The sequence below is a fragment of the Terrabacter terrigena genome, assembly GCF_042676085.1.
In the GTDB taxonomy this organism is placed as follows: Bacteria; Actinomycetota; Actinomycetes; order Actinomycetales; family Dermatophilaceae; genus Terrabacter; species Terrabacter terrigena.
The window spans coordinates 44098-68864 of record NZ_JBHTKH010000012.1; the positions used below are offsets into that span (position 1 = coordinate 44098).

At 66.3% G+C, this 24767-nt stretch carries 22 protein-coding genes; 7 read left to right on the top strand and 15 right to left on the bottom strand.

Annotated features, from left to right (window positions below):
* Positions 1 to 8: 8 nt before the first annotated feature.
* The 3 genes from ACFQ2V_RS16315 to ACFQ2V_RS16325 all read left to right on the top strand — a co-directional run bounded on the left by ACFQ2V_RS16315 (position 9) and on the right by ACFQ2V_RS16325 (position 4026).
* Positions 9 to 1430 (top strand): purine-cytosine permease family protein, encoded by a 1422-nt coding sequence (locus ACFQ2V_RS16315; RefSeq protein ID WP_386053908.1) that lies wholly within the window; start codon positions 9 to 11, stop codon positions 1428 to 1430.
* Positions 1427 to 2899, top strand: a complete 1473-nt coding sequence (locus ACFQ2V_RS16320; RefSeq protein ID WP_386053909.1) for a C69 family dipeptidase — start codon at positions 1427 to 1429, stop codon at positions 2897 to 2899. Before ACFQ2V_RS16315 ends, ACFQ2V_RS16320 begins: the two co-directional genes overlap by 4 nt.
* 311 nt (positions 2900 to 3210) lie before the next feature.
* Positions 3211 to 4026: an HpcH/HpaI aldolase/citrate lyase family protein gene (locus ACFQ2V_RS16325; protein WP_386053958.1), complete on the top strand. Its 816-nt coding sequence runs from the start codon at positions 3211 to 3213 to the stop codon at positions 4024 to 4026.
* Here ACFQ2V_RS16325 and ACFQ2V_RS16330 read toward each other — a convergent pair.
* From ACFQ2V_RS16330 to ACFQ2V_RS16375, 10 genes are all read right to left on the bottom strand, one after another.
* The gene (locus ACFQ2V_RS16330; RefSeq protein ID WP_386053910.1) at positions 4023 to 5003 is read right to left on the bottom strand and encodes a mesaconyl-C4 CoA hydratase; all 981 of its coding nucleotides are present in this window, start codon (positions 5001 to 5003) and stop codon (positions 4023 to 4025) included. The genes ACFQ2V_RS16325 and ACFQ2V_RS16330 overlap by 4 nt on opposite strands.
* Positions 5004 to 5049: 46 nt before the next feature.
* On the bottom strand, positions 5050 to 6210 hold the full coding sequence (locus ACFQ2V_RS16335) for a CaiB/BaiF CoA transferase family protein (RefSeq protein WP_386053911.1): 1161 nt from the start codon (positions 6208 to 6210) through the stop codon (positions 5050 to 5052).
* A gap of 153 nt (positions 6211 to 6363) precedes the next feature.
* The gene (locus ACFQ2V_RS16340) at positions 6364 to 7122 is read right to left on the bottom strand and encodes an SDR family NAD(P)-dependent oxidoreductase (RefSeq protein ID WP_386053912.1); all 759 of its coding nucleotides are present in this window, start codon (positions 7120 to 7122) and stop codon (positions 6364 to 6366) included.
* The gene (locus tag ACFQ2V_RS16345) at positions 7122 to 7877 is read right to left on the bottom strand and encodes an SDR family NAD(P)-dependent oxidoreductase (RefSeq protein ID WP_386053913.1); all 756 of its coding nucleotides are present in this window, start codon (positions 7875 to 7877) and stop codon (positions 7122 to 7124) included. The genes ACFQ2V_RS16340 and ACFQ2V_RS16345 overlap by 1 nt, the downstream gene beginning before the upstream one ends.
* A complete protein-coding gene (locus ACFQ2V_RS16350) occupies positions 7874 to 8632 on the bottom strand; it encodes an amidohydrolase family protein (protein WP_386053914.1) in 759 nt (252 codons plus the stop codon). The genes ACFQ2V_RS16345 and ACFQ2V_RS16350 overlap by 4 nt, the downstream gene beginning before the upstream one ends.
* Positions 8629 to 9369 (bottom strand): amidohydrolase family protein, encoded by a 741-nt coding sequence (locus tag ACFQ2V_RS16355; protein ID WP_386053915.1) that lies wholly within the window; start codon positions 9367 to 9369, stop codon positions 8629 to 8631. Before ACFQ2V_RS16355 ends, ACFQ2V_RS16350 begins: the two co-directional genes overlap by 4 nt.
* Positions 9370 to 9396: 27 nt before the next feature.
* On the bottom strand, positions 9397 to 10635 hold the full coding sequence (locus ACFQ2V_RS16360) for a metal-dependent hydrolase family protein (protein WP_386053916.1): 1239 nt from the start codon (positions 10633 to 10635) through the stop codon (positions 9397 to 9399).
* Positions 10628 to 12241: a sugar ABC transporter ATP-binding protein gene (locus ACFQ2V_RS16365; protein WP_386053917.1), complete on the bottom strand. Its 1614-nt coding sequence runs from the start codon at positions 12239 to 12241 to the stop codon at positions 10628 to 10630. Before ACFQ2V_RS16365 ends, ACFQ2V_RS16360 begins: the two co-directional genes overlap by 8 nt.
* 125 nt (positions 12242 to 12366) lie before the next feature.
* Complete coding sequence (locus ACFQ2V_RS16370; RefSeq protein ID WP_386053918.1) at positions 12367 to 13587, bottom strand: sugar ABC transporter substrate-binding protein; 1221 nt, start codon at positions 13585 to 13587, stop codon at positions 12367 to 12369.
* Positions 13588 to 14616 (bottom strand): ABC transporter permease, encoded by a 1029-nt coding sequence (locus tag ACFQ2V_RS16375; protein ID WP_386053919.1) that lies wholly within the window; start codon positions 14614 to 14616, stop codon positions 13588 to 13590.
* Positions 14617 to 14765: 149 nt separating this feature from the next.
* Between ACFQ2V_RS16375 and ACFQ2V_RS16380 the strand changes: the two genes are divergently transcribed.
* Genes ACFQ2V_RS16380 through ACFQ2V_RS16395 form a run of 4 tightly spaced genes read left to right on the top strand, consistent with a single transcriptional unit; the run spans position 14766 to position 18710 of the window.
* A complete protein-coding gene (locus ACFQ2V_RS16380) occupies positions 14766 to 15575 on the top strand; it encodes a cysteine hydrolase family protein (protein WP_386053920.1) in 810 nt (269 codons plus the stop codon).
* Positions 15553 to 16188, top strand: a complete 636-nt coding sequence (locus tag ACFQ2V_RS16385; protein ID WP_386053921.1) for a GntR family transcriptional regulator — start codon at positions 15553 to 15555, stop codon at positions 16186 to 16188. Before ACFQ2V_RS16380 ends, ACFQ2V_RS16385 begins: the two co-directional genes overlap by 23 nt.
* Positions 16189 to 16245: 57 nt before the next feature.
* The gene (locus ACFQ2V_RS16390) at positions 16246 to 17508 is read left to right on the top strand and encodes a methylaspartate ammonia-lyase (protein WP_386053922.1); all 1263 of its coding nucleotides are present in this window, start codon (positions 16246 to 16248) and stop codon (positions 17506 to 17508) included.
* Positions 17505 to 18710 carry a CaiB/BaiF CoA transferase family protein gene (locus ACFQ2V_RS16395; protein ID WP_386053923.1) on the top strand — a complete coding sequence of 402 codons (1206 nt, stop codon included), beginning with the start codon at positions 17505 to 17507 and terminating at the stop codon, positions 18708 to 18710. The genes ACFQ2V_RS16390 and ACFQ2V_RS16395 overlap by 4 nt, the downstream gene beginning before the upstream one ends.
* A gap of 436 nt (positions 18711 to 19146) precedes the next feature.
* Here ACFQ2V_RS16395 and ACFQ2V_RS16400 read toward each other — a convergent pair whose 3' ends face one another.
* The 5 genes from ACFQ2V_RS16400 to ACFQ2V_RS16420 form a co-directional block, all read right to left on the bottom strand.
* A complete protein-coding gene (locus ACFQ2V_RS16400; protein ID WP_386053924.1) occupies positions 19147 to 19851 on the bottom strand; it encodes an ABC transporter ATP-binding protein in 705 nt (234 codons plus the stop codon).
* Complete coding sequence (locus ACFQ2V_RS16405; RefSeq protein WP_386053925.1) at positions 19835 to 21634, bottom strand: ABC transporter permease subunit; 1800 nt, start codon at positions 21632 to 21634, stop codon at positions 19835 to 19837. The genes ACFQ2V_RS16400 and ACFQ2V_RS16405 overlap by 17 nt, the downstream gene beginning before the upstream one ends.
* 31 nt (positions 21635 to 21665) lie before the next feature.
* Positions 21666 to 22532, bottom strand: coding sequence for an ABC transporter permease subunit (locus ACFQ2V_RS16410; protein WP_386053926.1), 867 nt, complete (start codon positions 22530 to 22532; stop codon positions 21666 to 21668).
* Positions 22533 to 22581: 49 nt separating this feature from the next.
* Positions 22582 to 23853, bottom strand: coding sequence for a transporter substrate-binding protein (locus ACFQ2V_RS16415; protein ID WP_386053927.1), 1272 nt, complete (start codon positions 23851 to 23853; stop codon positions 22582 to 22584).
* Positions 23854 to 24036: 183 nt separating this feature from the next.
* Complete coding sequence (locus ACFQ2V_RS16420; RefSeq protein WP_386053928.1) at positions 24037 to 24753, bottom strand: DUF1028 domain-containing protein; 717 nt, start codon at positions 24751 to 24753, stop codon at positions 24037 to 24039.
* Between the last annotated feature and the right edge of the window lie 14 nt (positions 24754 to 24767).

The window sequence follows — 24767 nt, forward strand, 5'->3', positions numbered from 1 at the left end:
GGACAACGATGTCATTCAAAAGCAAGTTCCGAGGTCCTGCCACCTCGATCGACGAACAGATCGAATCCTTCGCCACCGAACGGGTCCCCGCGAACCGGCGCTGGCCCATCCCGGCCATCTCCATCGTGCTGCTGGGCAACTCGACGGCCATGTTCTTCTTCTCCTTCGGAGCGCAGCAGGCCTTTGCCGTCGGCTTCCCCAAGATGCTGGTGCCCATCGGCTACTTCTTCGTCGGGGCCGTCTTCATCGGTGCGCTCACCATGCGGATGGCCAGCCGCGAAGGTCTGTCGCAGGGACTGATCTCCCGCGGCCTCGGGTTCGGCTCCCGCGGCGCCGCCGTCACGTCGTTCATCTACGCCGTGAACTTCATCTTCTACTTCCTGTACGAGGGTTCGATCGTCTCGCACGCCATCGCTCGGTACTTCGACATCCCTGTCAGCTCCGTCGGCGGCACGGTCATCTTCGCAGTCCTGGGGCTGCTTACGATCCTGCTGGTTTGGCGCGGCATGAATGCGATGTCCCACCTGCAGACCTGGGGCTTCCCCATCTTCGTGGTCCTCCTCACGGCCGCGATCATCCGACTCCAGTCCGTGCCTGGCGCCCACCCCGTTGGCCCAAGCGGCTGGGCCGCCGCTACGACCGGCGCGAGCGGCATGCTCGCCGCAATGAGCATGGCCAACGGCCAGATGATCTTCCAGGGCCTCATGGCCACCGATTACGGCCGATTCGCTGCCAAGAGCATCCGTTACCGGGGCACGGCCACGATCATGCTGCTCGAACTCATCCCGATGTTCACCGTCATCTTCCTAGGCGCCTACTTCGGCTCCTCGCTCGTCGGGAAGATCGGGCACGACGCCGCCATGGACCCCGGCCTCTACTTCGTAGATATTCTCGGGCTGCTCGGCGTGCTGTTCGTCGTCATCACCCAGATCCGCATCAATGTCATGAACCTTTACGGCGGATCCGTCACCCTGGCCTCCGGCTTCGACGTCATTGCTCACTTCCGGCCTGGGCGCCCGTGGTGGATGTTCCTCGTGTGGGGCTTCGGAGTGGTCTTCTACGCGTTCAACGTCATCAACCACCTCGGCACGTTCCTCCAGGTTGCCGGTGTGCTGACCAACACCTGGGTCCTCATCATCCTGGCCGACTACTTCATCTGCCGGCGCCTGCTCAAGCTCGGTCGCACCGAGGACGTCGAGTTCAAGGAGGCCGAGGTGCGACCCTGGAACCCGTGCGGTCTCATCTCACTCGTGGTATCGGTGGCGGTCGGCGGCGTCTGCATCGTGGCCGGCGGTGGCCTGGCAGACCTCGCGTCCTTCATCGCCATGTTCCTGGGGCCGATCCTGCACGTGGCGCTGACCGTGGCGACCAAGGGCAGGTACTACACGCCGGCGGCGATTCCGGAGCGGGCTGGAGTCCCGGTCGCATGAGCTCGCCGGCAACCTTGAACCGCCCGTGGAGTTGCGACACCTTCCTCGTCGCGGCCGACCGCGCCGCAGCAGGAGCCACCCTTCTGGCCAAGAACTCCGACCGACCGGCCGGTGAGTGCCAGCCGCTCCGGTTCCACCCGGCACGTACCGGTGGCGGAACACTCGAGTTGGCCTACCGCTCCATCCCCGACGCCGAGGCGACGTACGCGCACTTGGGTGCCTCCCCCTATTGGTGCTGGGGGCACGAGCTGGGCCTCAACGAGCGCGGCGTGGCCATCGGCAACGAAGCCCTCTTCACACGGCCGCTGGCAGAGGCGATCACCCGTGCCCGGGCCGGGACGCCAGACGAGCCCGGGATCCTCGGGATGGAACTGCTGCGGTTAGGGCTCGAACGCGGCGGTACCGCCGACGAGGCGCTCGAGGTGATGATCGCCCTGCTGGAGCAGTACGGCCAATGGGGCAGCGGAGTGGGTGGCCGGGCGCCCGAAGGGGGCGCCTATGACAACTCCTTCATGGTGGCCGACGCCACCGGCGGCTGGGTCCTGGAGACCGCCGGGCGACACTGGGCTGCCCGCAAGATCAGCAGCGGAACGTGGTCGATCTCGAACCAGCCAACCCTCCGCAGGCACACCGACCGAATGAGCGAGGGACTGCCCGACCTGGCAGTGCGCTCCGGTTGGCACCCCAAGGGCCCCGATTTCGACTTCGCCCGGGCCGTCACCGATCCCATGACCCCACTGCAGGCCTCGCAGCCACGGCTGCAACGTTCGCGCCAGCTCCTAGCCGATGCGGGCGCAGTCGACGAGCGGCGGGCCATGGGCGTGCTGCGCGACCACTACGAGGGCTCCTTCCTGGACGGCCCGTTCTTCTCGGCCGCGCTGCCGGACCTACTCACCATCTGCATGCATGAGCACCCTGCCGGCTTCACCTGGGGCAACACGGCATCCTCAACCGTATGCGTCCTGCCAGGCGCGGACCGCCTCGCCCGCATGTGGTGGGCGGCCGGCACCCCGTGCACCGGCGTTTACGTGCCACTGTGGGTCGAAGCCCAGGCAGTACCGGCGCCTCTAGCCGCCGCAGGCTCGCATGCCGGACAAGTGCAGCCGCCCGAGGTCGCCGAACGGGATCACTTTGACCCGCAGTCCTATTGGTGGCGGTTTCTTCAGCTTCTTGAGGCCACCAAGGGAGGCCAGCTCGCCTGGGACTTCGCCGCGCGCCAGCCCGTGGTCCGAGCAGCCTTCGACGCGCTCGAGCAACGATGGCTGGCCGAGGTCCCCGCGGTGGAGGAGGAGGCTATCGCCGCCCGAACGTCGGATCCGGCCCGCTGTGCCTCGATCCTCGGAAGATTCACCGAAAGCTGCGTGGCAGAGGCCACCGGCGTCCTCGAGAAGCTTCTCGTGGACTTCACCGGCTCTCTGGACGATGTCGATGCCAGATGGTCGACCGCCGAGGTAGCCGCACTGTCCTAAGACTCCGTGCATCCCCGATGGGCGCCCGATCTGTAGGTCGGGCGCCCATAACGGCCCCCGAAGGCGGCACGCTGCGGAGGGCACGCCGGGCAAGCGAGCTTGTCAATGGTTTGCCAAGCTTGCGCCGTGGGTCATGTCGGCAACGCGCCGCTGATTCAGCGCGGCGGTGAAGTCCGGTGGACAAGGGTCTCCCGCGATGCGGTTCACGACGCCGTACGACCGTATCGCTGGAGGGTCAGGACTTTGGGCCCGCAGGTTGGGCGCACTGGAGCCAGCAAACTAATATCGTCTCATGAGGCGAAGTGCGTGAGATGAACCGCGTAGCGAATGCCCGATCGGCTCTCTTCGTGCCCGGTGACCGGCCCGAGCGGTTCGCTAAGGCGAGCTCATCCGGCGCCGACGTCGTCGTGATCGACCTCGAGGATGGGGTGGCACCGGATCGAAAAATTCCTGCCCGCGAGCATGTCTTGTCTTGGCTGCAGCAGGGAGGCCGAGCACTTGTCCGCGTCAACGGCGTGGGAACTGACTACTTTTCAGCCGACCACCAGGCCCTGGCCGGAATGCCAGGCGTGGTCGGCGTCGTTGTGCCCATGGCCGACGACCCGGACGCACTGAGACACCTCGGCGCGACGCTCGGTGCTGACGTCCCGATCCTTCCCCAGATCGAGACTGCTCGTGGTCTTGACCGGGCCTCCGAGCTGGCCGCCGTGAGCGGCGTCGCAAGGTTGACTTTGGGCCATCTCGATTTGGCCGCCGACCTAGGGTGTGAACCGGGTCGGGAGGCGCTTCTGTTCGCCCGATCCACCATCGTTGTGGCTTCGCGCTTGGCGGGCCTACCAGGACCTGTTGAGAGCGTGACGACGACGCTCGACAACCCGACCACGTGCGCCGACGACGCCGCCTACGCCAAGCGCCTTGGCTTCACCGGAAAATTCGCCATACACCCATCTCAGATCTCCCCGATCAACACCACGTTCGGTCCGACCGAAGATGAGCTCGCTTGGGCTGTCAAGGTTTTGAAGGTCGGCGCGGGTGGTGGTGCTGTCCGGCATGACGGCGAGATGATCGACGGCCCGGTGATCAGCCGCGCGCGGGCGATTCTTTCCCGTGCCGGCGGCAGCGACTAACTATCGCCCTCACGACCAGTGGCCCAGGGCCACAGCGCTGCGGTGGCCGTCCGCGGTAAGCCCCCCACGCTATCGTCGGCGACACCGCTGACCGACGGCGGTAGGCCAACCGCCGGCAGACCTTCGCCTAGTGACGAAGGGGCCACCAGGGGTCCCAGCGTGCTGGCTGCTGTGACCCTTCCTGAAACGTCCCTGATCTGCGCGCCTGCGCCAAGACCCTGTTCCCCCGCTGTCGCAACAATGGTCTGCGGCCCCACCAAGGGAGCAACCAAGCGGAACGCAAACTCGCGCCCCACCTGCTGCACTCCGTTGCGGCGCAGCAGCTCGCCCATCATGAGCGCCTGCAGGGGGCCGTGGACGACCAGGTCCTCGTAGCCTTCCCTCTGTGCCCACCTGTGGTCATAGTGAATGCGATGGGCGTTGTAGGTCAGGGCTGAGAACCGGAAGAGCAGCGACTCGGTGACCGCAAGGCTGAGCTTCGGTTCTCCGGCCAGCGGCGCAACCTGAGCACCAGGACCGGTCGGCAGTGAGCCGGTGTCCGCTGCCCGGTACACGATGTCCTGTTCTTCGATGATCGCTGTCTCCTCGTCCTGGCTGATCTCGTGACGGACGGTCACGAACGTCAAGGGACCGGATCGCCCTTGCCTGGTCGAGGTTTTGGCGACACGGACAGTTCTCGTGGCCGGCCGCCCGATCTCGAGGAGGCGGTAGGTCTGGATCCGTCCGCCGGCGAACATCCGGCGCAGCCCGGGGCCGGGCGGCGCGGGGATACCGGAGCTGGGGTGGCCGTCGGGGCCGAGGTGGCCTTGCGGGCGCCGATCGAGGAGATAGAGCCAGTGCCACAGAGGGGGGACCCAACCGCGAGGGTCCGGGAGACCAACATCGAGCAGCCCGGCCAGCGCCTCGACCGGTTCGTGCGCGATGAGCTCGGTCCGGCTCTGTGTGTCAGCCGCCGCCGGCCGTGATGCGTGGGGCATGTGCTCTCTTTCGAACGACATTGGTCGCCAGGGGATACCCGGCGAGTCACCGTGGTCCCGCACTGGAGGCGATCCCCAGCTCGGCCAAGATCTTCTCGGTGTGCTCCCCGGGCGCCGGTATGGGGCCCATGACCGGTTCTTCTCCCGACAGAGTTGCGGGCGGGAGCATCGCCTTCAGTGGGCCCACCGGTGAGTCCACCTCCCGCCATCTATGCCGCGCCGCGAGCTGTTCGTGGTTGACCAGACCGGTCAGGTCACGAAGCCGCGCGTTTGCGATGCCAGCCTTCTCCAGACGACGAACGGCGCTCTCTGCCGTCTGGGAACCGAATACCTGCTCGATCTGCGCGGACAACGCGTCCCGGTTCTGGACCCGCGCGCTGTTTGTCACAAAGCGTGGGTCGTCGACCAGTCCGGGGACACCTAGCACCGAACGGCAGAAGGAGGCCCATTCACGCTCGTTCTGGACCGCCAAGAAGATTCGTTCTCCATCTCCGCAGAGAAACGGCCCGTACGGGGCAATGGCAGCATGGGAGGCACCACTCCGCGGAGGTGGCGTTCCGCCGTAGTGAGAGAAGTACATAGGGAAGCCCATCCACTCCGCGAGGGCCTCCAACATCGAAACCTCGAGGGTTGCCCCCTCCCCCGTCCGGTGGCGGCGCAGGAGAGCGGTCAGCACTCCGGTGTATGCGTACATTCCCGCGGCGATATCCGCCACCGGGATACCCGCCTTGGCTGGCTCGGCACGGGAGCCGGTGATCGACAGGAGGCCCGCCTCACACTGCACCAGGAGGTCATAGGCCTTCTTGTGTGTGTAGGGGCCGTCAGTTCCATATCCGGAGATCGACACGTGCACCAGCTGCGGATGCCGCGCCCTTAGTGCCGTTGCGCCAAGCCCCAGCCGTTCTGCCGCACCAGGCGCCAGGTTGTGGATGAAGACGTCCGCCTTCTGTAGCAGCGCGTGTATGGCGTGGCGCCCGAGCTCCGACTTCAGGTCGAGGGCCAGTGACTCCTTCGAGCGGTTAAGCCAGACGAAGTGGGAGGACATTCCACGAACGGTTTCGTCATAGTCCCGGGCGAAGTCACCGGTTCCGGGACGTTCGATTTTGATCACTCGCGCTCCAAGGTCCGCCAGCTGTCGCGTGGCGAACGGCGCGGCAACCGCTTGCTCGATCGATACGATCGTGGTGCCTTCAAGAGGGCGCACCATACTCCTTGGCTCGTGCTCGTGGTGAAGCGACGGGCGTAGCCCGTGGCGCTAGGAAGGGCAGTCGACGGACGTTCGTGGATTGCCTTGCCGAGTGTCGAAGGCGCCCGGTCGACACGGATCGGCCGCCGGCAAGGACGGCGCCGCCTCTTGCCGCTACGTCGGCCAAGCGACGGTGAGACCCCCGTCGACCGTGACGGACTGACCGGTGACGTACCTCGCTTGATCGGAGAGCAGGAACGTCACCACCTCCGCGACGTCGTCCGGCTTGCCGACACGGCCCAGCGGAATTCTCTGTGCGGACCTGGTCAGGCCCTCTGGGCCCGCTGAGTTGCGGGAATCTAGCGACTGGGGCGACTCGATGACTCCGGGAAGAACTGCGTTGACGCGGATTCGTCGGGGCGCGAGTTCAAGTGCGGCAGTGCGGACGAAGCCCAAAACCCCCGCCTTCGCAGCGGTGTACGGGGTGTGGCCGGCCCAGCCGACCGTTCCCCCTGCGATGCTGGATACGCAGACAACCGCGCTGTCAGGCTGGAGGTAACGGCACGCGGATCGCACCGTACGCATCACTCCGCTGAGGTCCACGTCGATGACGCTGTCCCATAGATCGTCGGTGAGTTCCGCTAGCGGGGCGAGCTGCAGCCATCCTGCGTTGGCCACGACGCCGTCAAGCCCTCCGAAGTGCTCGACAGCGACCCGGCACGCATCATCCAGTTCCGAGCTGCTGCGGGCATCGGCCTCGACGACCAGGGCGTGACCACCGGCCCGCTCGACGTCTGCGACGGTGCCAGCCGGGTCATGGGGGTCGCCAGCGAAGGTGCCGATCACGACGTTCCCACCTTGTCGGGCGTGGGATGCGGCGACGGCACGACCGATTCCGCTGGAAGCACCTGTAATGAATAGCGTCTTGGTCATCAAAGCATCACGTCCCCGCTGTTGGGTCCGAGCGTTTGCCCGGTGTAGATGTTGCCTGCCGGGTCGCTCGCCAGGAGCACGGCGGTTGGGGCGACCTCGTGCGGTGCCCCAAACCTCCCCAGCGGAAGGCTCGCGGTGAGGGTTCGGATCCACTCGTCCGACAAGCCGTCAGCCAAGGGCGTGTCGATGGGACCCGGCGCGATGCAGTTGGCCGTGATGCCGTGCTTGCCGACCTCGCGCGCCAGTGCTCGTGTGAAGCCGATGACGCCGGCTTTTGCCGCGCTGTAGTGCGCCAGGCCCACGCCCCCCTTTTGTCCGAGCTGGGAGGCGACGTTGATGATGCGTCCGAACCCTTGGCGTTGCATGTGGGGCAGCGCCGCACGTGAGCAGAGAAAGACGCTGCGTAGGTCCACCGCGATCATCTCGTCCCACATCGCCGTGGACATCTGCTCCACGCGGCATTCCGTCAGGATGCCTGCGTTGTTCACTACGACGTCCACCCCGCCGAACTCCTGCTCGGCGCGGCCAAACATGGCGACCACGTCGGCCTCGTCCGAGACGTCGGCGGTGAGCCGGAGCGTCTGGACGCCCAGAGCCTCACACCGCCGTGACACCTCCGCGATGCCGCCATCGGCATCACGATCGGCCAGGCAGAGCGACGCGCCCTCGCGAGCGTATGCCTCCGCGATGGCGGCGCCGATGCCTCGACCGGCACCGGTGACGAGGGCGACGCGGCCGCTCAGTGCCCCGCTCACGCGTTCACCCGCTCATCCAGACGGAAGACCCGCTGCGCGTTGCCGGCGAAGATCTGCGCTCGCTCCTCCTCGGCGACGTGCAGGAGTCCGACCCTCATCCGCTCATAGTCGAGGTCGAAGTAGGGCGCCGCACTTGCGAACATCACCCGCTCGACCCCGAAGGTACGAACGACCTTCTGGAGAAAGTCCTCCCGGTACACCCCGCTCGTCTGGATGTGGACGTTGTCCAGACGCAGCGCGGCTTCGGCGTCGATCTGGGAGAGGCCGGAGATGTTGAACTGGCCCCCATTGGTCATGACGACCGGCACCCCTGGACACCACCCGGCGAACTGCGCCACCTGTGACGGTTCGGACAGCCACGGATAGCCAGCGGCGACGAGCACGGGGATTCCCAGATTTTCGGCGAGCTGCGCAAGGGGGATCAGTCGCGCGTCGTTGATGCGGAAGTGCTCCTCGGCCGGGTGCAACAGGAGCCCTCGGTGGCCGTGCTCGTTCACAGAGCGCTCCAAGAGGGCCAGGGCGTCTTCACCGTCCCAGGGGTCGACGCGGCAGAGCCCGACGAGACGGCCACTGGCCGCGTCCACCGCGTCGGCCAGCTCTCGGTTCGCCCGGTCGAAGTCGTGGTCGACGGGGTGCGGTGCAGTCGCAACAGCCATGTCGATCCCGCCTGCCCTGCAACGTTCCAGTGCCGTTTCAGGTTGGAGCTGCATCCCGAACCTCGAGGTTCCCAGCGTGACGAGGGCATCGACGATCATGACGGGAGCCTCAGCAGCCTCATGGCGTTCAGACCGAGTACGCGTTCTTCCTGCGCGGCTGTGAGTCCCGCGATCTCGATCTTCCGCCGCTCGAGCACCGGCGAGCACACCGGGCCGTCGCTTCCGAAGACGACGCGCTCATCACCGATCCTCGCCACGGCCTCCTTGATCTTCTCCGGGTATGGCATGGCTGACGTCTCGAGGACGATATTCGGCAGACGGTCCGCCACCTCGATGGCTTCATCGACGTGGAAGTAACCGCCCATGTGTCCAAGGATGACTGTCGCTTCTGGGCACGCCTCGGCTGCCGGCGCGATGGACAGTGGAGTCGTCATAGGCTCGTCCCCACAGTGGAAGAGCGTGGGAACGCCAAGCTCGCCGGCGGTGCGGATCAGGCGGATGGTGTCCTCCCCGCTGGGATGCGCGATGCTCGTGACGGGGTGGAGCTTGAGGCCACGGAAGCCGTACTCCGTGATCGCCAGCTTGAGCAGTCGCACCGCCTCGTCCTGGTACCACGGGTGTATCCGCGCCAGCGGAAAGAGTCGGCCCGGGTACTGGGCGCATGCTTCGCCGATCATCTCCAGGGCATCTGGGTTCACCTCCGGCAGGTCGGTGATGGTCATGACGACGGCGGCGTCGATCCCTGCCTCGTCCATGCTTTCGATGCACTGCCCTGCGGACATGTGCCAGCCCAGCGCGGGAATGTCGTCGACGTGCATGTGCATGTCAATGATCACGCGTATCTCCTTCGCATCTCGGGTATCTCACGGTTTGGTGGCTTCGCTGAGCTGCCGCAGCGCCTCTTGCACCCACGGCATCGGGACGAGCCGGCCCCGCGACACCACGTACGCGGGTTCGCGTAGTGCGTCGAGGTCTCTGCGGGGATCGCGTTTCACGATGACCATGTCGGCTGGGCTGCCCAGGTCCAGCACGCCTAGTCCGTCGCCGAGGACGGCACCGGCGCGCGACGTGGCGCTCTGCAACGCCTCTACGGGCGTCATCCCGGCATCGCAGTACATCGCGAGCTCGTCAACCAGGCCGCCGATGGGGTTGAGGGCAGTACCGGCGTCCGTGCCTGCCGCGATGCGGACTCCGGCCCTGATGGCACGCTGGGTGCTCTGTCGATAGGTTCCCCGCGCCGAAAGGCTCTTCTCGACGGTCGCCTCGGGGATACCGAGACCGCCTCCGATGTTGTTCAGGGCGCTGACGGTCGGCACCAGCGTCGCGCGGCTCCGACTCAGCGCCTCCAGGGCAGCATCGTCGATGAAGGCCGCGTGCTCGATGGTGTCGACCCCGGCAGCGAGGGCGTTGCGGACCCCGGCGGGGCTGTGCGCGTGTGCGGCCACTGGGACCCCCCGCTGGTGAGCCTCCTCGACCGCCGCCGTCATCTCGTCGACGGTGAGCTGGCTCGCATGCGGGTCACCGGGAGTGGATATGCCACCGGTCGCCATCAGCTTGATCACCTTGGCACCGGCGCCCACTTGCTCACGCACCGCTTTGCGCACCTCGGTGGCGCCGTCGGCGACGCGGGCATACCGGCAGAAATGGCCCCCGGTCACCGTGATGGGACGGCCTGCCGCCACTACTCGCGGACCGAGCAGGACTCCGCTGTCGACCTGGGCGGCATACTCCAGCACCAAGTGGTCGGCGCAGCCGAGGTCGCGGACCGCCGTGATGCCGCGGCTGAGGGCCAGCAGACCGTTGTGCAGGCACGTCAGCGAGCGAACGAGCGGGCCCTTGGTCCAATGGTCGTACGCCGCCGGGGCCGCTGCGAGATCGAAGTGGACGTGGCAGTCGATCAGTCCGGGCAGGACGAACTGCCCCTGCAGGTCCAGTGTCGGCGCAGACGAGTCACCGCCTTCGCCATCGAAGGTGGCGACCCGTCCGTCGCGGACCAGCATGCGCTGGAAGGGCCTGGCGTCGAGTGCCTCACCCACAAGCGCGACACCGTTGCTGAGAACGAGGTCGTCGCTGTACTGCGGCGTGGTCAGGCGGTCACTCACGTGCGCCGTCCACATCCGCCGGGTGGGCGGTTGCCTCGGCAGCAAGAGTCCCGGCGCTTGCCACGCTGGTGGACATGAGGCACTTCTCGCTGATGTTGTGCCGGCTCACCTGGCTGCCGGTCAGCTCCTCCCGCAAAACACCGTTCGCGAGCACGAGGACCCGGTCCGCCGCATCCTCGAGGTGCTCGTAGTCGGACGTCGCCACGATGACCGCCGTCCCGGCCTTTGCGGCCGACCGGATCTCCTTGACGATCTGTGCCCGCGCCCCGACGTCAACGCCTTGGGTCGGCTCGTGCAGGATGAGCAGCCGCGGCTCCAGTTGCAGCCACTTCGCGATGACCGCCTTCTGCTGGTTTCCGCCGCTCAGGGACGAGATCGGGGCTTCCGGGGCAAGCGGCCGCACGTCGACGCGCCGCATCAAGCCCAACGCGTGGTCGACGAGGTTTCGCCTCCGCAGGCGCCCACCCCGGAAGAACCGCGGCAGGACGGGCAAGGTCATGTTCTCGGAGACGGTGAAGTCGGCGACGACGCCGTCGGCAAGGCGGTTGCCGGGCACCAATACGACCCCGGCGGCGACCGCGTCGCTGGCGCGCAGACTCGTCAGGTCATGCTCCCAGGCGCCAACTCTCAGCCGGCCCGTGTCGGCCTTCTTGCCACCGAGCAGCAGATACGGGAGCTGCTCGAAGCCAGAGCCGACCAGCCCGGTCACGCCGAGGACCTCTCCCTCGTGAACCGAGAGGGAAATGTCATGCAGCCCACCGCCGCTCAGGCCGCTGACCTGGACGAGCTCAGCACCTGCTCGCCTGTCCTGGCGGTCTTGGAGCGCGTGAGCCTGGGCCCAGGTGTGCCCGAGGATGAGCTCGATCAGCTCACGCTCGCTGGTAGCCCCGGTCTCGCGCGTTCCCCGCAGGCGACCGTCGCGCAGAACGGTGACCCGGTCGGTCACTTCCAGCACCTCACCCATGTCGTGGGTGACGAAGAGCACGCCGGCGCCCTCTGCAGCGACACGTCGCATGAGTGAGAAGAGCATCCCGACCTCTTTGGCCGGGAGGAACACGGTCGGCTCGTCAAGGATGAGCAGGCGAAGTGGGTGATCATCCTCACGGCGGCCCACCGCGCGCACGACGGCGACGAGGGCCTGCTGCAAGGGGGACAACTGCTCAACGACGGCGGCGGGGTCCACGTCGACGCCGTACGAGCGCAATGCTTCCGCCACCCGTCGGCGCTGTCGTGACCAAGAGATCCGCAGCGGGGACAGCTCGTCCTGCTCGACGAGCATGAAGTTGTCCGTGACTGTCAGCGACGGAATCAGGCCAAGGTCTTGATGCACGAAGCTGAGACCCAGTCGGCGAAGCTGCTTCTGGTCGAGTGTGCCGTCCACCGGCACGTCGCCGACGGAGATCAGGGCGCCAGGTTCGGGCGTGTGATACCCGGCCAGCACCTTGATGAGCGTCGACTTTCCGGAACCGTTCTCGCCGAGGAGCCCATGGATCTCGCCGGCACGGATCTCGAGGGCCACGTCGTCCAGTGCGTGTGCACCGCCGAACCGCTTGGAGAGCCGCTCGATGCGCAGGGCGCTCGTGCCCTCGTGAGTCACTGCAGTCATGCCGTCTCCGCCTTCGTCAGAGTCTGCCGCCGTAGCGGCACGCGAGGCTCGAGCCTCGCGTGCCGTCCACGGGCGGGTCGTACTTTCCTTCGTGTCACAACACCGGCCTCACCGGTGAACGACCGTCACTGACCGGTGCCGGACCACAGCTTCTTGAAGCCGTCCGCGGCAGCGGTGCCATAGCCGTTGGTGAACTTGGGCGGGCTGCCGGCCTCCATGGCGTTGCTCTTGTCGAAGATGCGCAGAGCGGCATACGACTGCTTGCTCGGGGGCAGACCGGCCAGGACGCGGGCGTCCTGGTCGAAGATGGCACGGGCGAGCCCGTTGGAGTCCTCGCCCACATCGAAGGTGACCACGTCACCCTCCTGGATCATCTTGACGACCGAAGGAGAGGCGTTGAAGGTGGCGATCTTGACCCGATCGGTGGCGCCGGCCGAGGTCAGCGGCGCGAGGATGTACTTCACCATGTCGTCGTAGACGCCGATGACGTAGTTGAGATCCGGGTTGCGGCTCAGCTCGGCCGCCACGACGGGCGAGATCGCCGTTGACCAGTTGGGGATCGGCACGGAGACGTGCCTCACCTTGCAGGTCTGCGGACAGTACTTGGCGAACTCCTGCTTGATACCGGAAACGAGTTCGGGAGTGGCGATATCGCTGCCGATGTCGTCGATCGCCAAGACGTTCGCGCGTCCCTTCGTCCGCAGAATGACCCAGTCGGCCTGCAGTTCCCCGACGGTCTTGTACTGCGCGTTGACGATGCCGGCGAGGTTGGGCGCGAGCTCCTTCTTCGTCGGGTCGTAGTTGTGCGCGGCGACGACGGGAATGCCCGCGGCCTTCAGCTGCGCGGTCTGCGGTGAGAGCACCGAGGGATCCGTGCCGCACGCGATGTTGACCACGTTGGCCCCGCTGTTTTCGGCGGCGTTCATGCCGGCGACCCATTGGTTCGGCTGTCCCTGGTTCTCGTACTCCACCGCCTTGACGCCGTACTCGGAGGCGACCCTTGCCAGCTCGAGGTCCACCTGGTGGCAGAACTCGAGGGCGCTGGAGGACGGGATCGTCATGATGGTCTTGCCGGCCGCCTTCTTGGCATCGAAGGGCTCGCCGTGCGGAGGAAGCTCGGGCAGCTTCTTGTACTTGTCGATCTTGGCCTGTAGCTCGGCCGTCTGGGCGCTGGTGAGGGCGGACTTCTCGTCGCTGCCCCCTGACGCGCTCGAGCTGCCTCCCTGTCCGCACCCGGCCAACGCCAGTGCGAGGAGGAGGAACGAACCGGTCATCATGCGTGTTGTTTTCACACTGGCTCCATTAGTGGTGAAGGGGTTGAGAAAGTGGCGTACCGGGAACAGCACTTACGCCTTGGCTCGCCTGCGACCAGCGATGACGGCGATGGCTACGGCGACCACGAGGGCGGCGCCGTAGAAGAGGTTCTGCACGTAGACCCCGATGCCGAGCAGGGCCAGGCCGTTGATCCCCGTCGCGAGGAAGTAGGCGCCGATCAGCGCGCCCCACGAGTTGAACGTCCCAGGAAAGATGGCCGTCGATCCAAGGAAAACCGCCGCCATGGCAGGCAGCAGGAGCGTCAGCCCCGACGTGGGATCGGCCGAGCCGCTGGTGCCCACGTAGATGACGCCGGCGAGGCCGCCCATCAGGCCACCGAAGACGAACGAGCCCGCTCGTAGCCGTGAGACGTGCAGCCCGCTGAGGCGTGACACGTTCCGGTTGCGGCCCACGAAGAGCAGGCGGCGGCCCAGGGGCGTGTACTGGGCGATGTACCACAGCAGGATGCAAAGGCCCAGAGCGTAGAAAAACCCCAGTGGCAACTGGCCAACCTTGGGCGTGTTCACCAGTTCGACCAGCCCTGACGGCACTCCCGAGATCGTCTCGCCGTTGCTGATCTTGAGGATCACACCAGCCAGGAATGTCTGTGTTCCGAGGGTGGCGATGAGCGAGTCGATGCCGATCCCCACGACGAGTACCGCGTTGACGACGCCCACCAGGCCGGCCGCAACGATGGCGGTCACCACCGCGAGCGGCGTGCTCCATCCCTGCTGAACGGTCAGTATCGCAACCAGCATGGCCGACAGCGCCAGGCTTGCGGCAACGGACAGGTCGTACTCGCCTGCCGTCAGCGTGGGGATGAGCGAGAAGGCCAGGACGACCAAGACGGCCTGCGAGCGAAGGATCGAGGCCCAGTTGCCGCTGGTCATGAAGACGTCGCTCATGAGCATGAAGCTGACGATGACGACGGCCCAAGCGACGAGCAGGCCGAACCGGACAAGGAACGTGCCCGAAGGCCTGGTCGGCCGCCGCTGTGCGGTGGCTGGCGCATCATGCGGAGGCTGTGGCTCTGCGGGGGCCCGTGACGGGGTCGTGCTCATGGGTTCCTCCTGTGCGGAACTGGTGGTGTACCAGTGATACATCAGTTGTTGCGCAGTGCGCAAGGGCTCTGTATAACAGTCTTAGGAAACGTTGATGTGCTGCATCCGGCGGTGGCAGGCGGATCATTCCCCAAGAACTGGAGGCTGACGTGATCGAGGTCGACGGCAAGCGCGTTCTCACCGAGCTGGACGAACTCGTCGCTCCGCAGCACACCGCGCTCGTCCTGGTGGACATGCAGCGTGACTTCGTCGAGCCAGACGGCGCGTTCGCTCGCCTGGGCGTCGACGTGAGCATGTACGAGGCGATGCGGCCGCGGCTCAGGCAGCTGCTCGAGGAGGCTCGTCGAGCAGGAGTGCTGGTGGTCCATGTCCAGATGAGCAGCCTGCCCGGAAGACGCAGCGACTCCCCCGCCCAGATCCGGTTCAACCTACGGATGCACGAGTCGGCACACGGGCGCGCCGCGCCGCTGCACTACACGCAGGTCGGCAGTCGAGGACAGGAGTTCGTCGACGACCTAGCTCCTCGGGCGGACGAGATGGTGGTGCCGAAGTGGAGGTCCAGTGCCTTCTGGGGCACGAGCCTCGACCTGCTGCTGCGCAGCAATGGCATTGAGACCGTCGTCGTGACGGGATGCACCACGGAGGGGTGCGTGGAGTCCACGGCCCGCGACGCGATGTTCAGCGACTACTACGTCGTCGTGGCAGAGGACTGCGTAGCGAGCGACGACGCTGCCCAGCACGACGCCTCGCTGTTCCTCATGCGTCATCGCTTCGATCTGGCCCTCGGTGCAGAGATAGCCTCCACGTGGACCCAGAAAGGCGAGTCGCGCAGCATCGGGGGTCACACTCGTTCGGAGACTCTTGCCCGTGCGGGGGCATACGACGGACGAGGGCACCCGCGAGCGGCACTAGCCGACCTTCAAGATGGAGAAACTCGTGGCAGCCAAAAGAGCGAGTGACATCGCCTACCAGATGCTTCAGGAACGCATCGTCGACCTGCGTCTCCCACCGGGCACGTTCCTGAACGAACAACGTCTGGCTGACGAGCTCGAGTTGGGTAGGGTTCCGGTTCGCGAGGCGCTGGCGCGCCTGGCGGGTGACCGGTTCATCACCGTCCTACCGCGTCGCGGCACCGTGGTCACCCAGTTGGCGCTCGACGACATTCTGGACATGTTCGAGGCCCGTGAGGCAGTCGAGTGTGGCATCGCGTACATCGCGGCAGCCCGCGCGAGCGACGAGGACATAGCGCAGCTGAGGGAGCTGGTGAAGGCTGCGGACGGAGCGCGCCTTGGCGGCGACCACGAGCAGTTCCTGCGCGACGACCATGCTGTGCACATTTTCCTCGTCCACATGATCCGCAACCCGCTGCTGCAGGACGCCGGAGACAGGCTGCTCCTGCACAGCCTCCGGTTCTGGCGCAGCTACTGGGCCAACCGACCCGCCAACCTGGAGTCGATGCTGACCCACGCCGACCTCATCGCCGCTCTGGAGAGCCGGGACCCGGAACTCGCCGAGAAGGCGATGCGCGAGCATCTCAACTCCTCGCGGCGCTTGGTCAAGTCGCTCTTCTGAACCACCTCGCGCGGTCTCCAACCGGTGACCGGCGTCCCCCACTCCCGGAGAACCTCTGTGCTCATCGTCGACCTCGTCTGCGTCCCTGTGCGCTCCGGCTTTTTCACCGACGACCAGGCGGCCATCCGCGCGGACGCCGGCCAAGACGGCTTCAGCTACCTCGCAGCCCCCCTGACACCGGGATTCTCCCGGGTACGTATGCCGGGTGAGGCGCTGTCAGTCCTCCTCGTCCTCTCGGACGGCCAGATCGCCCATGGTGACTGCGCCACCGTGCAGTACGCTGGCGCCGGCGGACGCGACCCGGCACTCGACGCGGACGCCATGGCTGACGTCGTCATCGGACAGGTTCGGCCCAGACTGCTCGGTCGGAGAGTGACCGACTTCCGGTCGCTGGCCACCGAGATCGACCAGATGACATTGGACGGGCGTCCGCTGCACAGTGCCGCGAGGTACGGCGTCACCCAGGCCATCCTTGATGCCGCTGCCAAGGCGCGAGGCATCACCATGGCTGAGCTCGTCCGGGACGAGTACGGCACGGGGGCGCAGCTCTCTCCAGTGCCCGTGTTCGCCCAGTGCGGTGATGACCGGTACACCAACGTCGACAAGATGATCCTCAAGGGCGTGGACGCGCTGCCACACGGTCTCGTCAACAACGTGGAGACGAAGTTTGGTCATTCGGGAGAGCTGTTCGCGGACTACGTCGAATGGGTTCGCGCTCGGGTGCTGAAGCTGCGTCCGAGCGAGAGCTACCACCCGGTCCTGCACTTCGACCTCTACGGCACCGTCGGCCTCGCGTTCGATGCCGAGACCACGACCATGGCGGCCTACCTCGCCCGCGTCGGCGACCTCGCCGCGCCCTTCCAGCTCCGCATCGAGCACCCGGTCGACGCGGGGAGCCGCGACGGCCAGGTGGAGGCCTTCACCGCCTTGCGCGCGGAACTGAGACGCCTTGGTTCCAGCGTCCAACTCGCCGCCGACGAATGGTGCAACACCCTCGACGACATCAAAGTCTTCGCGGCTGCCGGCGCTGCGGACATGATCCACGTCAAGACGCCAGACCTCGGCGGCGTCAACAACACCGTCGAGGCCCTGCTGCTTGTGCGTGACCATGGGCTTCTCGCCTACTGCGGCGGCACCTGCAACGAGACCGACAGATCCGCTCAGGTCTGTGCCCACATAGCCATGGCGTGCGACGCCCAGCAGGTTCTCGCTCGACCCGGGATGGGAGTCGACGAAGGACTCATGATCGTCGGGAACGAGATGGCGCGGACGGCCGCCTTGGTTGCGGCCCGTGCGACAAGTAACGGGCGGCCCGCATGAGGCCACTCGAGGACGTCCGCATCCTTGCCGTCGAGCAGTACGGGGCCGGGCCGTTCGGCAGCATGCACCTCGCCGACCTTGGCGCCGAGGTGATCAAGATCGAAGACCCCTCAACTGGAGGAGACGTCGCTCGGTACGTTCCGCCGTTCCAAGAAGGCGAAGACAGCCTGTTTTTCGAGGCGTTCAACCGCAACAAGCGCAGCATCGCTCTGGACATCGCCAACCCAGCCGGCCGGTCCTTGTTCGAGGATCTCGTTCGCCACAGCGACGTCGTCTATTCCAACCTGCGGGGGGACGTGCCGCCGAAGCTGCGACTGATGTACGACGACCTCAAGGAACTTAATCCCGCCATCGTCTGCTGCTCTTTGACCGGGTACGGGATGAGCGGTCCCCGCTCTGCAGAGCCCGGATACGACTATGTCCTTCAGGGGCTCACCGGTTGGATGGACTTGACCGGCGAACCGGACGGCCCACCCACCAAGTCGGGGCTCTCCCTAGTGGACTACTCGGGCGGGCTCGTGGCTGCGATCTCAGTCCTGGCGGCAGTGCACGCCGCCCGTCGCGACGGCATCGGGACTGACTGCGATGTAAGCCTCTTCGATACAGCAGTGGCCATGCTCTCGTATCCCGCGATCTGGCAGCTCAACGGTGACTTCCAGCCCGCCCGTACCCATCACTCCGCCCACCCGTCGATCGTCCCGTTCCAAGCCTTCCCGACCCGCGACGGCTGGATCGTCGTCGCCTGCCCGAAGGAGAAGTTCTGGCGGCGCCTCACCGGGGTGATGGGTCATCCGGAGCTCGCCGACGACGAGCGCTTCGCGACGTTTGCCGCGCGCCGGGCAAACGCGGCCACGCTCGTTCCGCTTCTCGAAAGCATCTTTCAATCGCAGACCGTGGCGCACTGGCTCAATGAGCTGCGCCTCGCAGGCATCCCGAGCGGGCCGGTGAACAGCGTCGCCCAGGCGCTTGCCGACCCTCACACGCTTGCCCGCGACATGATCATGGAGACGACCCATACGCGGTTCGGAACCGTAAGACAGGTGGCGAGCCCCGTGCGCGTCGGAAACGGTGCCGGGGACTTCCGTCGTGCCCCTGCCCGTAACGAGGATGCCTCCCATGTGCTGCGGGACATCTTGGGATACGACGATGAGCGCATCAGGTCCCTCACGCGCCAGCAGGCGTTCGGCGCCTACGATGAGTGACGTTGAGCATCTGGGCCCCATGGATCCAACGTCGCGCCTGTCCCCCGGATGATCCGGCAGCTCCCGAAGTCTTGGGCAGCTCCAGACTGGCGAAGATCTCGTCCCCTCGGGTGAAACCGACCAGCTCCGATCTGACGTCGACAACAACTCCGTGAGTCCAGCCGCGGACCGTGTGACAGGCGGCGCAATGACTCATCCGCGCCCCGTCCTAGGATCGCGGGATCCCGGGCCGCTGGCGGCTCAGCGCTACACCGGCCGATCGGTTGCCGTCGAGGTCATCACGAGGATCGCCTTGTTGGCCGTCCCGAGTAAGGGCTTCGATCCTCAACCCGGTGCCTCACCGCGGAACCGCGGTGCGCACGCACTCCAATTCACGCCCGAACAGCGTGATGCGCGCCGTCCGGTCGAGACCCGCAGCCAATAGATCCGTCGATGCTCAGACGCCGAGGAGCTCGTGCTGGAGCGACACGTCTGAGAGCAGGTGGTCGGTCTTGAGCTTCTGGGCAATCCGGCCCTTGTCCATGACGTAGGCGGTGTCGGCGACCGATGCGGCGAACTCGAGGTTCTGCTCGACGATGACGACGGTGATGTTCCGGCGCTGGTTGATGTCTTTGATCTCGTGGGCGATCTGCTGGACGATCGAGGGCTGGATCCCTTCTGACGGCTCGTCCAACAGCAGCAGATCGGGGGCCGTGACGAGGGCTCGGGCCAGTGCGAGGATCTGCTGCTGCCCACCGGAGAGGGACCCGCCGGTGAGGGTCCTCTTCTCGGCCAGGATCGGGAACTGCTCGAGCATCTCGTCGACGATGGACTGCCATCCGGGCTTCTGCGCGGCGTAACCGGCGACGCGGAGGTTGTCCAGGACGCTCAGGTCGCTGAAGATCTGTCTGCCCTGTGGCACGTACGCGATGCCTGCTCTGGCCCGCTCGTGGGGCTTCATCTTGGTGATGGGCTTCTCGGCCAGTCGGACCTCCCCGCGGCTGGCGGGGATCTCGCCGGTGATGGTACGCAGCAGCGTGGTCTTGCCCACGCCGTTGCGCCCCAGCAGGGCTACGAGCTCCCCTGGCCCGACCTCGAGGCTGATGCCGTGCAGTACGGGTGTCGGTCCGTATCCGGCGGAGACATCATGTAGCTGGAGCATCGGCGGTGGCCCTTCCGAGGTAGATGTCGAGGACTTGTTCGTCCTTGCGGAGTTCTTCGATCGAGCCGGTGCGGAAGACCTCGCCCTGATGGAGCATCACCACGTCGGAGCCGAGCTGGCGGACGAAGTCCATGTCGTGCTCGACGACGACCACGGTGGCACCCTCGGCGAGCTGGAGGACCAGTTGCGCGGTTCGGCTGGTCTCCTCGCGGGTCATTCCGGCTGTTGGCTCGTCGAGGAGCACCACCTCGGGGTGGCCTGCGACCACCATGGCGATCTCCAGCCATTGTCGTTGACCGTGCGCCAGGTCCCCCACGAGCGTTTCCTGCCGCTGTGTGAGGCCGAAGTCCTCCAACACGTGGTCGGTGACGCCTTCGGCCTGCTCGACTGAGCGCTTCTTGGCGTAGGCGGCGAGCCAGATGTTCTCTCGGATGGTCAGCTCGTTGTAGACGCTGGGGACCTGGGTCTTGATGCCAAGGCCGAGCTGAGCTCGTCGGTAGGTGGGGGTCTTGGTGATGTCGCGCCCATCGAGGGTGATCCGTCCTGCGGTTGCGGGGTAGCGGCCGACCAAGAGGTTGAAGAAGGTGCTCTTGCCGGCGCCGTTGGGTCCTAGCAGGGACGTGACGGTGCGGGGCCGGAAGGCCGCGGACACGTCGCGGACCGCCTTGACGCCACCGAACGTCTTGGACGCGTTCTCGGCGACCAGTTCGCCGGCGCTGGCAGGACGGTGCTCGGCGATGTCCTGTGCGCTGCGCCGGGGCGTCGTGGGGCGCCGACCGACGTTGACGCCAAGGCGGCGAAGGGCTGCCCATACCGCGGCCATCAGGCCCTCGGGGGCCAGCAGCACCACGAGGATCATGATGGCGCCGAGGACGATCGGTGTGAGGCCACCGCCCTGGCCGCCCATGACCGTCTGGATCTCCTGGATCACCACGGCGCCCAGGAACGCGCCGAACAGGGAGCGCCGTCCTCCGACGAGCACCCAGATGATGACCAGTGCCGCCTGCGGAAGGCTGAACACGGACGGGTTGGTGAACTGGCCCCACGCGGCGAACTCGCCTCCAGCCAGCCCGGCCACGACTCCACCGATGACGAACGCCGCGAGCCGGACCTTCCTCACGTCGTAGCCGAGCAGCTGTGAGCGCAGCTCGTTGTCCCTGACGGCGATCAGGGACCGGCCGAAGGGCCTGCGCAGCAGCTGGTCCAGGAGAAGCACGACGACGGAGGCGATGGCGACCACGACGATCAGCTGAAGGCCCGGGTTGAGCGGCGCGGTCGCCGAACCGAGGGCCGGGATGCCGCTCATGCCGTTGTAGCCGCCGAACAGGGCGTCCCCGATGTGCCACTCGGGCGAGCCGGTGCTCGACATGAAGGTCAGCAGCACCAGCGTCACCGCGAGGGTGATGATGCCGACATACAGCTCCCCGACGTTGCCGTAGAAGATGAAGTAGCCCAACAGGAGCGCGAAGAGACCCGCGACGGCGGCGGCCACGATCAGTGACGAGTAAGTCTCTCCGGTGCTCGGGGAGAGGTTGATGGCCGAGACGCCGTAGGCGTAGGAGCCGATCCCGAACAGCGCGCCCTGGCCGAAGCTGAAGATGCCGCCGTACCCCCACACGAAGGTGAGACTCACCGCGAGCTGGCCGAAGATGACCCATAGGGCCCACTGCTGCGCGAGGAAGGCGTTGGAGCCGGCGGCCGCGGCAGCCGACGCGGCGATGCACAGCACCGTCAGACCGATGCGCCCGGGCAGCGACCTCGCCAGGCGGAGGATGGTGTTCATGGTGCCTCTCAAGGGTGGGAGCTGCGACCAGCTAGAAGCGCCGGCCCCATTTGCCGCTGATGCCGTTGGGCATGAAGCGCAGGAGAACGATGGCCACGACGAGCAGCGCGATGGAGCCCAGGAACGCCGTGGAGAGGTTGGCGACCGCCCCTTGGACTCCGCCCAGGAGCACGGACGCGGACGCGGTTCCCGTCAGGACTGCGCCTCCGCCGGAGATGACAGTCATGAACGCGTTCCCGACGTACTGCTGGCCGAACGTGGGGACCACGCCCGCCAAGGCCGAGAGCAGGGCACCGCCCAAGCCGGAGAGAGCCGCGCCGAAACCGAAGGTCAGCATGTTGACCCGACGGACGTCGATGCCGATCGCGGCAGCCATCTTGGGGTCGAGTGTGGAGGCGCGCGCCATGGCCCCGTACCGCGTCCTCGTGAAGACCACGAAGACGAGGGCGAGCATGGCGATGGCGGCGACATCGACGACGATCGAGTACTGGGAGAACGAGTAGCTGCCGATCCGGAAGGAGCCGAGCGGTGTGGGCAGGGAGTGCGTGCTGGTCCCGAAGACGATCGTGACGCCCTGGATGATGATCAGGCTCAGGCCCCAGGTCGCGAGCATCATGGCGGCCAACCGCCCATAGAGGAAGCGCACCAGGCAGCGCTCGATGATGACCCCGAAGAGGCCGACCGAGAGGGCCCCGAGCAGGCACGCGACCCAGAAGCCCAGTCCTAGGCGATAGAAGGTGACCGTCATGTAGGCCCCGAGCATCAGGAACTCGCCGTGGGCCAGGTTGATCAGGCCCATCATCCCGAAGATCACGGCCAGACCCACCGAGATGATGATCAGCATGGCGATGCTGTTGATGACGGACAGGCCGATGGCGGCCACTTGAGATGCGTCCATGGGGGCTCCTAGCGGAGCCGACCCGAGGGCCGGCTCCGCAACCGAAGAGTCAGTCGAGGCTGAACTGCTTGTTGACGTCGGGCTTTGCCTGCAGGTCACATACCTGCTGCTCCCAGGCCGGTTGCACCTGCGGCGTGGTCTTCACGATGTCGAAGCTGTGCTTGTCGTTCGTCGAGGCGATGTGCACGTCGTAGACGCTGTGGTGGGTTTTGGGGTCCACGCTGACCTGCCCGCCTGGTCCGTCGAAGCTGGTTCCGCCTTCCAAGGCGGCGGTGACCTTCACACGGTCGGTGCTCCCGGCCTTCTTGGCGGCCTCCGCGTACATGTGGATCCCGTTCCACACATCGATGTCCTGAGCGGTCGGCTCCTGGTAGGAGGCGCCGTTCGTCTGGTGCCACGCCTTCTTGAAGGCCACGTTCTCCGGGCGATCGAGCGCCGCGTAGTACGAGGCAGCGACGAAGATGTTGCTGGCCTCCTTGGGGTCCAGCACGACCTGCTCGCCGCTGAGGCCGAAAGTCTCGGACAGGATGGGCGTGCTGCGGTTCAGTCCTGCGGCGGCGTAGGCCCGGTAGAACGCGACGTGGTTCGTGCCCACGAGCATCGAGGCGATGAGGTCAGGTTTCGCCGCCTGGATGTGGTTGATGATGGAGTTGAAGTCGGAGACGTTAAGCGGCACGAACTCCGTGTTGACGACCGTGCCGCCCGCCTGGGTGGTGAGCTTCTGGACCCACTTGGCGGCGTTGTGCCCGAAGTTGTAGTCGGCAGCGACGACGTAGACCTTGGGCCCGTATTTGTTGATCCCCCACGGCATCAGCGGCGCAATCGTCTGGTCAAGGGTGGCGCCGTTGAGGAACGTGTTCTTGTCGCAGACGCCGCCCTCGTAGGGCTCGTTGTACATGTAGAGCGTCTTCGTGCGGTCGGCCACCGGGCGCACCGCTTCACGCGAGGCGCTGGTGATGCCGCCCATGATCACGTCGACCTTGTCCTGCTCCGCGAGCTGGCTCGCGTACTGGGCGTACTTGGCGTTGTCCGACTGCGGGTCGTAGCTCTTCAGCTCCAGCGTGCGCCCGAGGACCCCGCCGTGACTGTTGACATCGGCCACGGCCATTTCAGCCGCCTTCTGCATCGGCTTGCCCGCGAGGTTGAGCTCGCCGGTCTGGTCCAGCAGCATGCCGATCTTGATCGGGCCGCTCGTGTTGGCCTGTGAGCCTCCGCTGCTGAAGGCTCCGCCGCTGCACGCGGCGAGGGACCCGCTGGCCAGCAGCGCGAGGGTGACCGGAAGCAGACGGGCGTGCTGGGAGCGTCGGGTCGTGTGCGACATCGAGCCGCCTTTCGTGGGGGAAGCGGTTGCCCGGCGTGCACAGCGAATCAGCACGCGGCTTCACTTCAGACTGGGGATGATCATTATTATGAACAGGCACAGGTCACCGGTCAAGAGATGAGATGAGGATTCTTCACTTTGTTGATGACGTGGAGTTTCGCCTGGTTCCCGCGTCAGCGCGCCTCAGGAGCGCAGAGCCCGTTCTTCGGGGGAGAGCAGGATGAACCTCTCGACCTCCGCGTCGTGGCCCCCGATGGGGTCCTCCCGCGTCGGCATCATCTCCACGAAGGGAAGCAGCTGCCGCCGAGCAACCTCGTACACCCGGCGCAGCTCCAGGACCGGCTGCGCGTGCTCGTCGACACGAAGATCCAGGTACGGGTACTGCTCGGACTTCCAGATCTTGACGGCCGCGGACTGGCGTCCCCGCTTGTCGCCCCCAGCCGCTTGGCCGGCCTCGAGCGCGCTGACTAGCCGCTCCGGCAGTTCCGCGTCTTCGGTGGCGGTGAACCGTTCCTGCATGACTTGCAAGGTGTCGGCGCCGACCAACATGTTGCCTTGGATGCTGTAGCCGTGCCCGGTCATGTGGCCGAACCATGAGGTGCACTGCGTTCCGCTGTAGGCGGCCGAGCGGCCCTGGGCATCGACGACGCCCAACTGTCGCACGTCGCGCCCGGGGTCCTGACCGACCAGGCGCTCAACCACTTCCGCGGCAGCCAGCCCCTGCTTGAGCAACTCGACGCCGTCGATGCCGAGATAAGGGTTGACCCAGGACTGCGTGGCAATGGCACCGATCCCTGGGCCGCCGAAGCAACAGATCGCCCCGACGGCTGGCACCGCGGTAGAGACCGCCACACCGAACATGCCGGTGCGAGGGCAGCGGGCAGTGATGGAAAACGTCATTGTGAGCCTTTCGT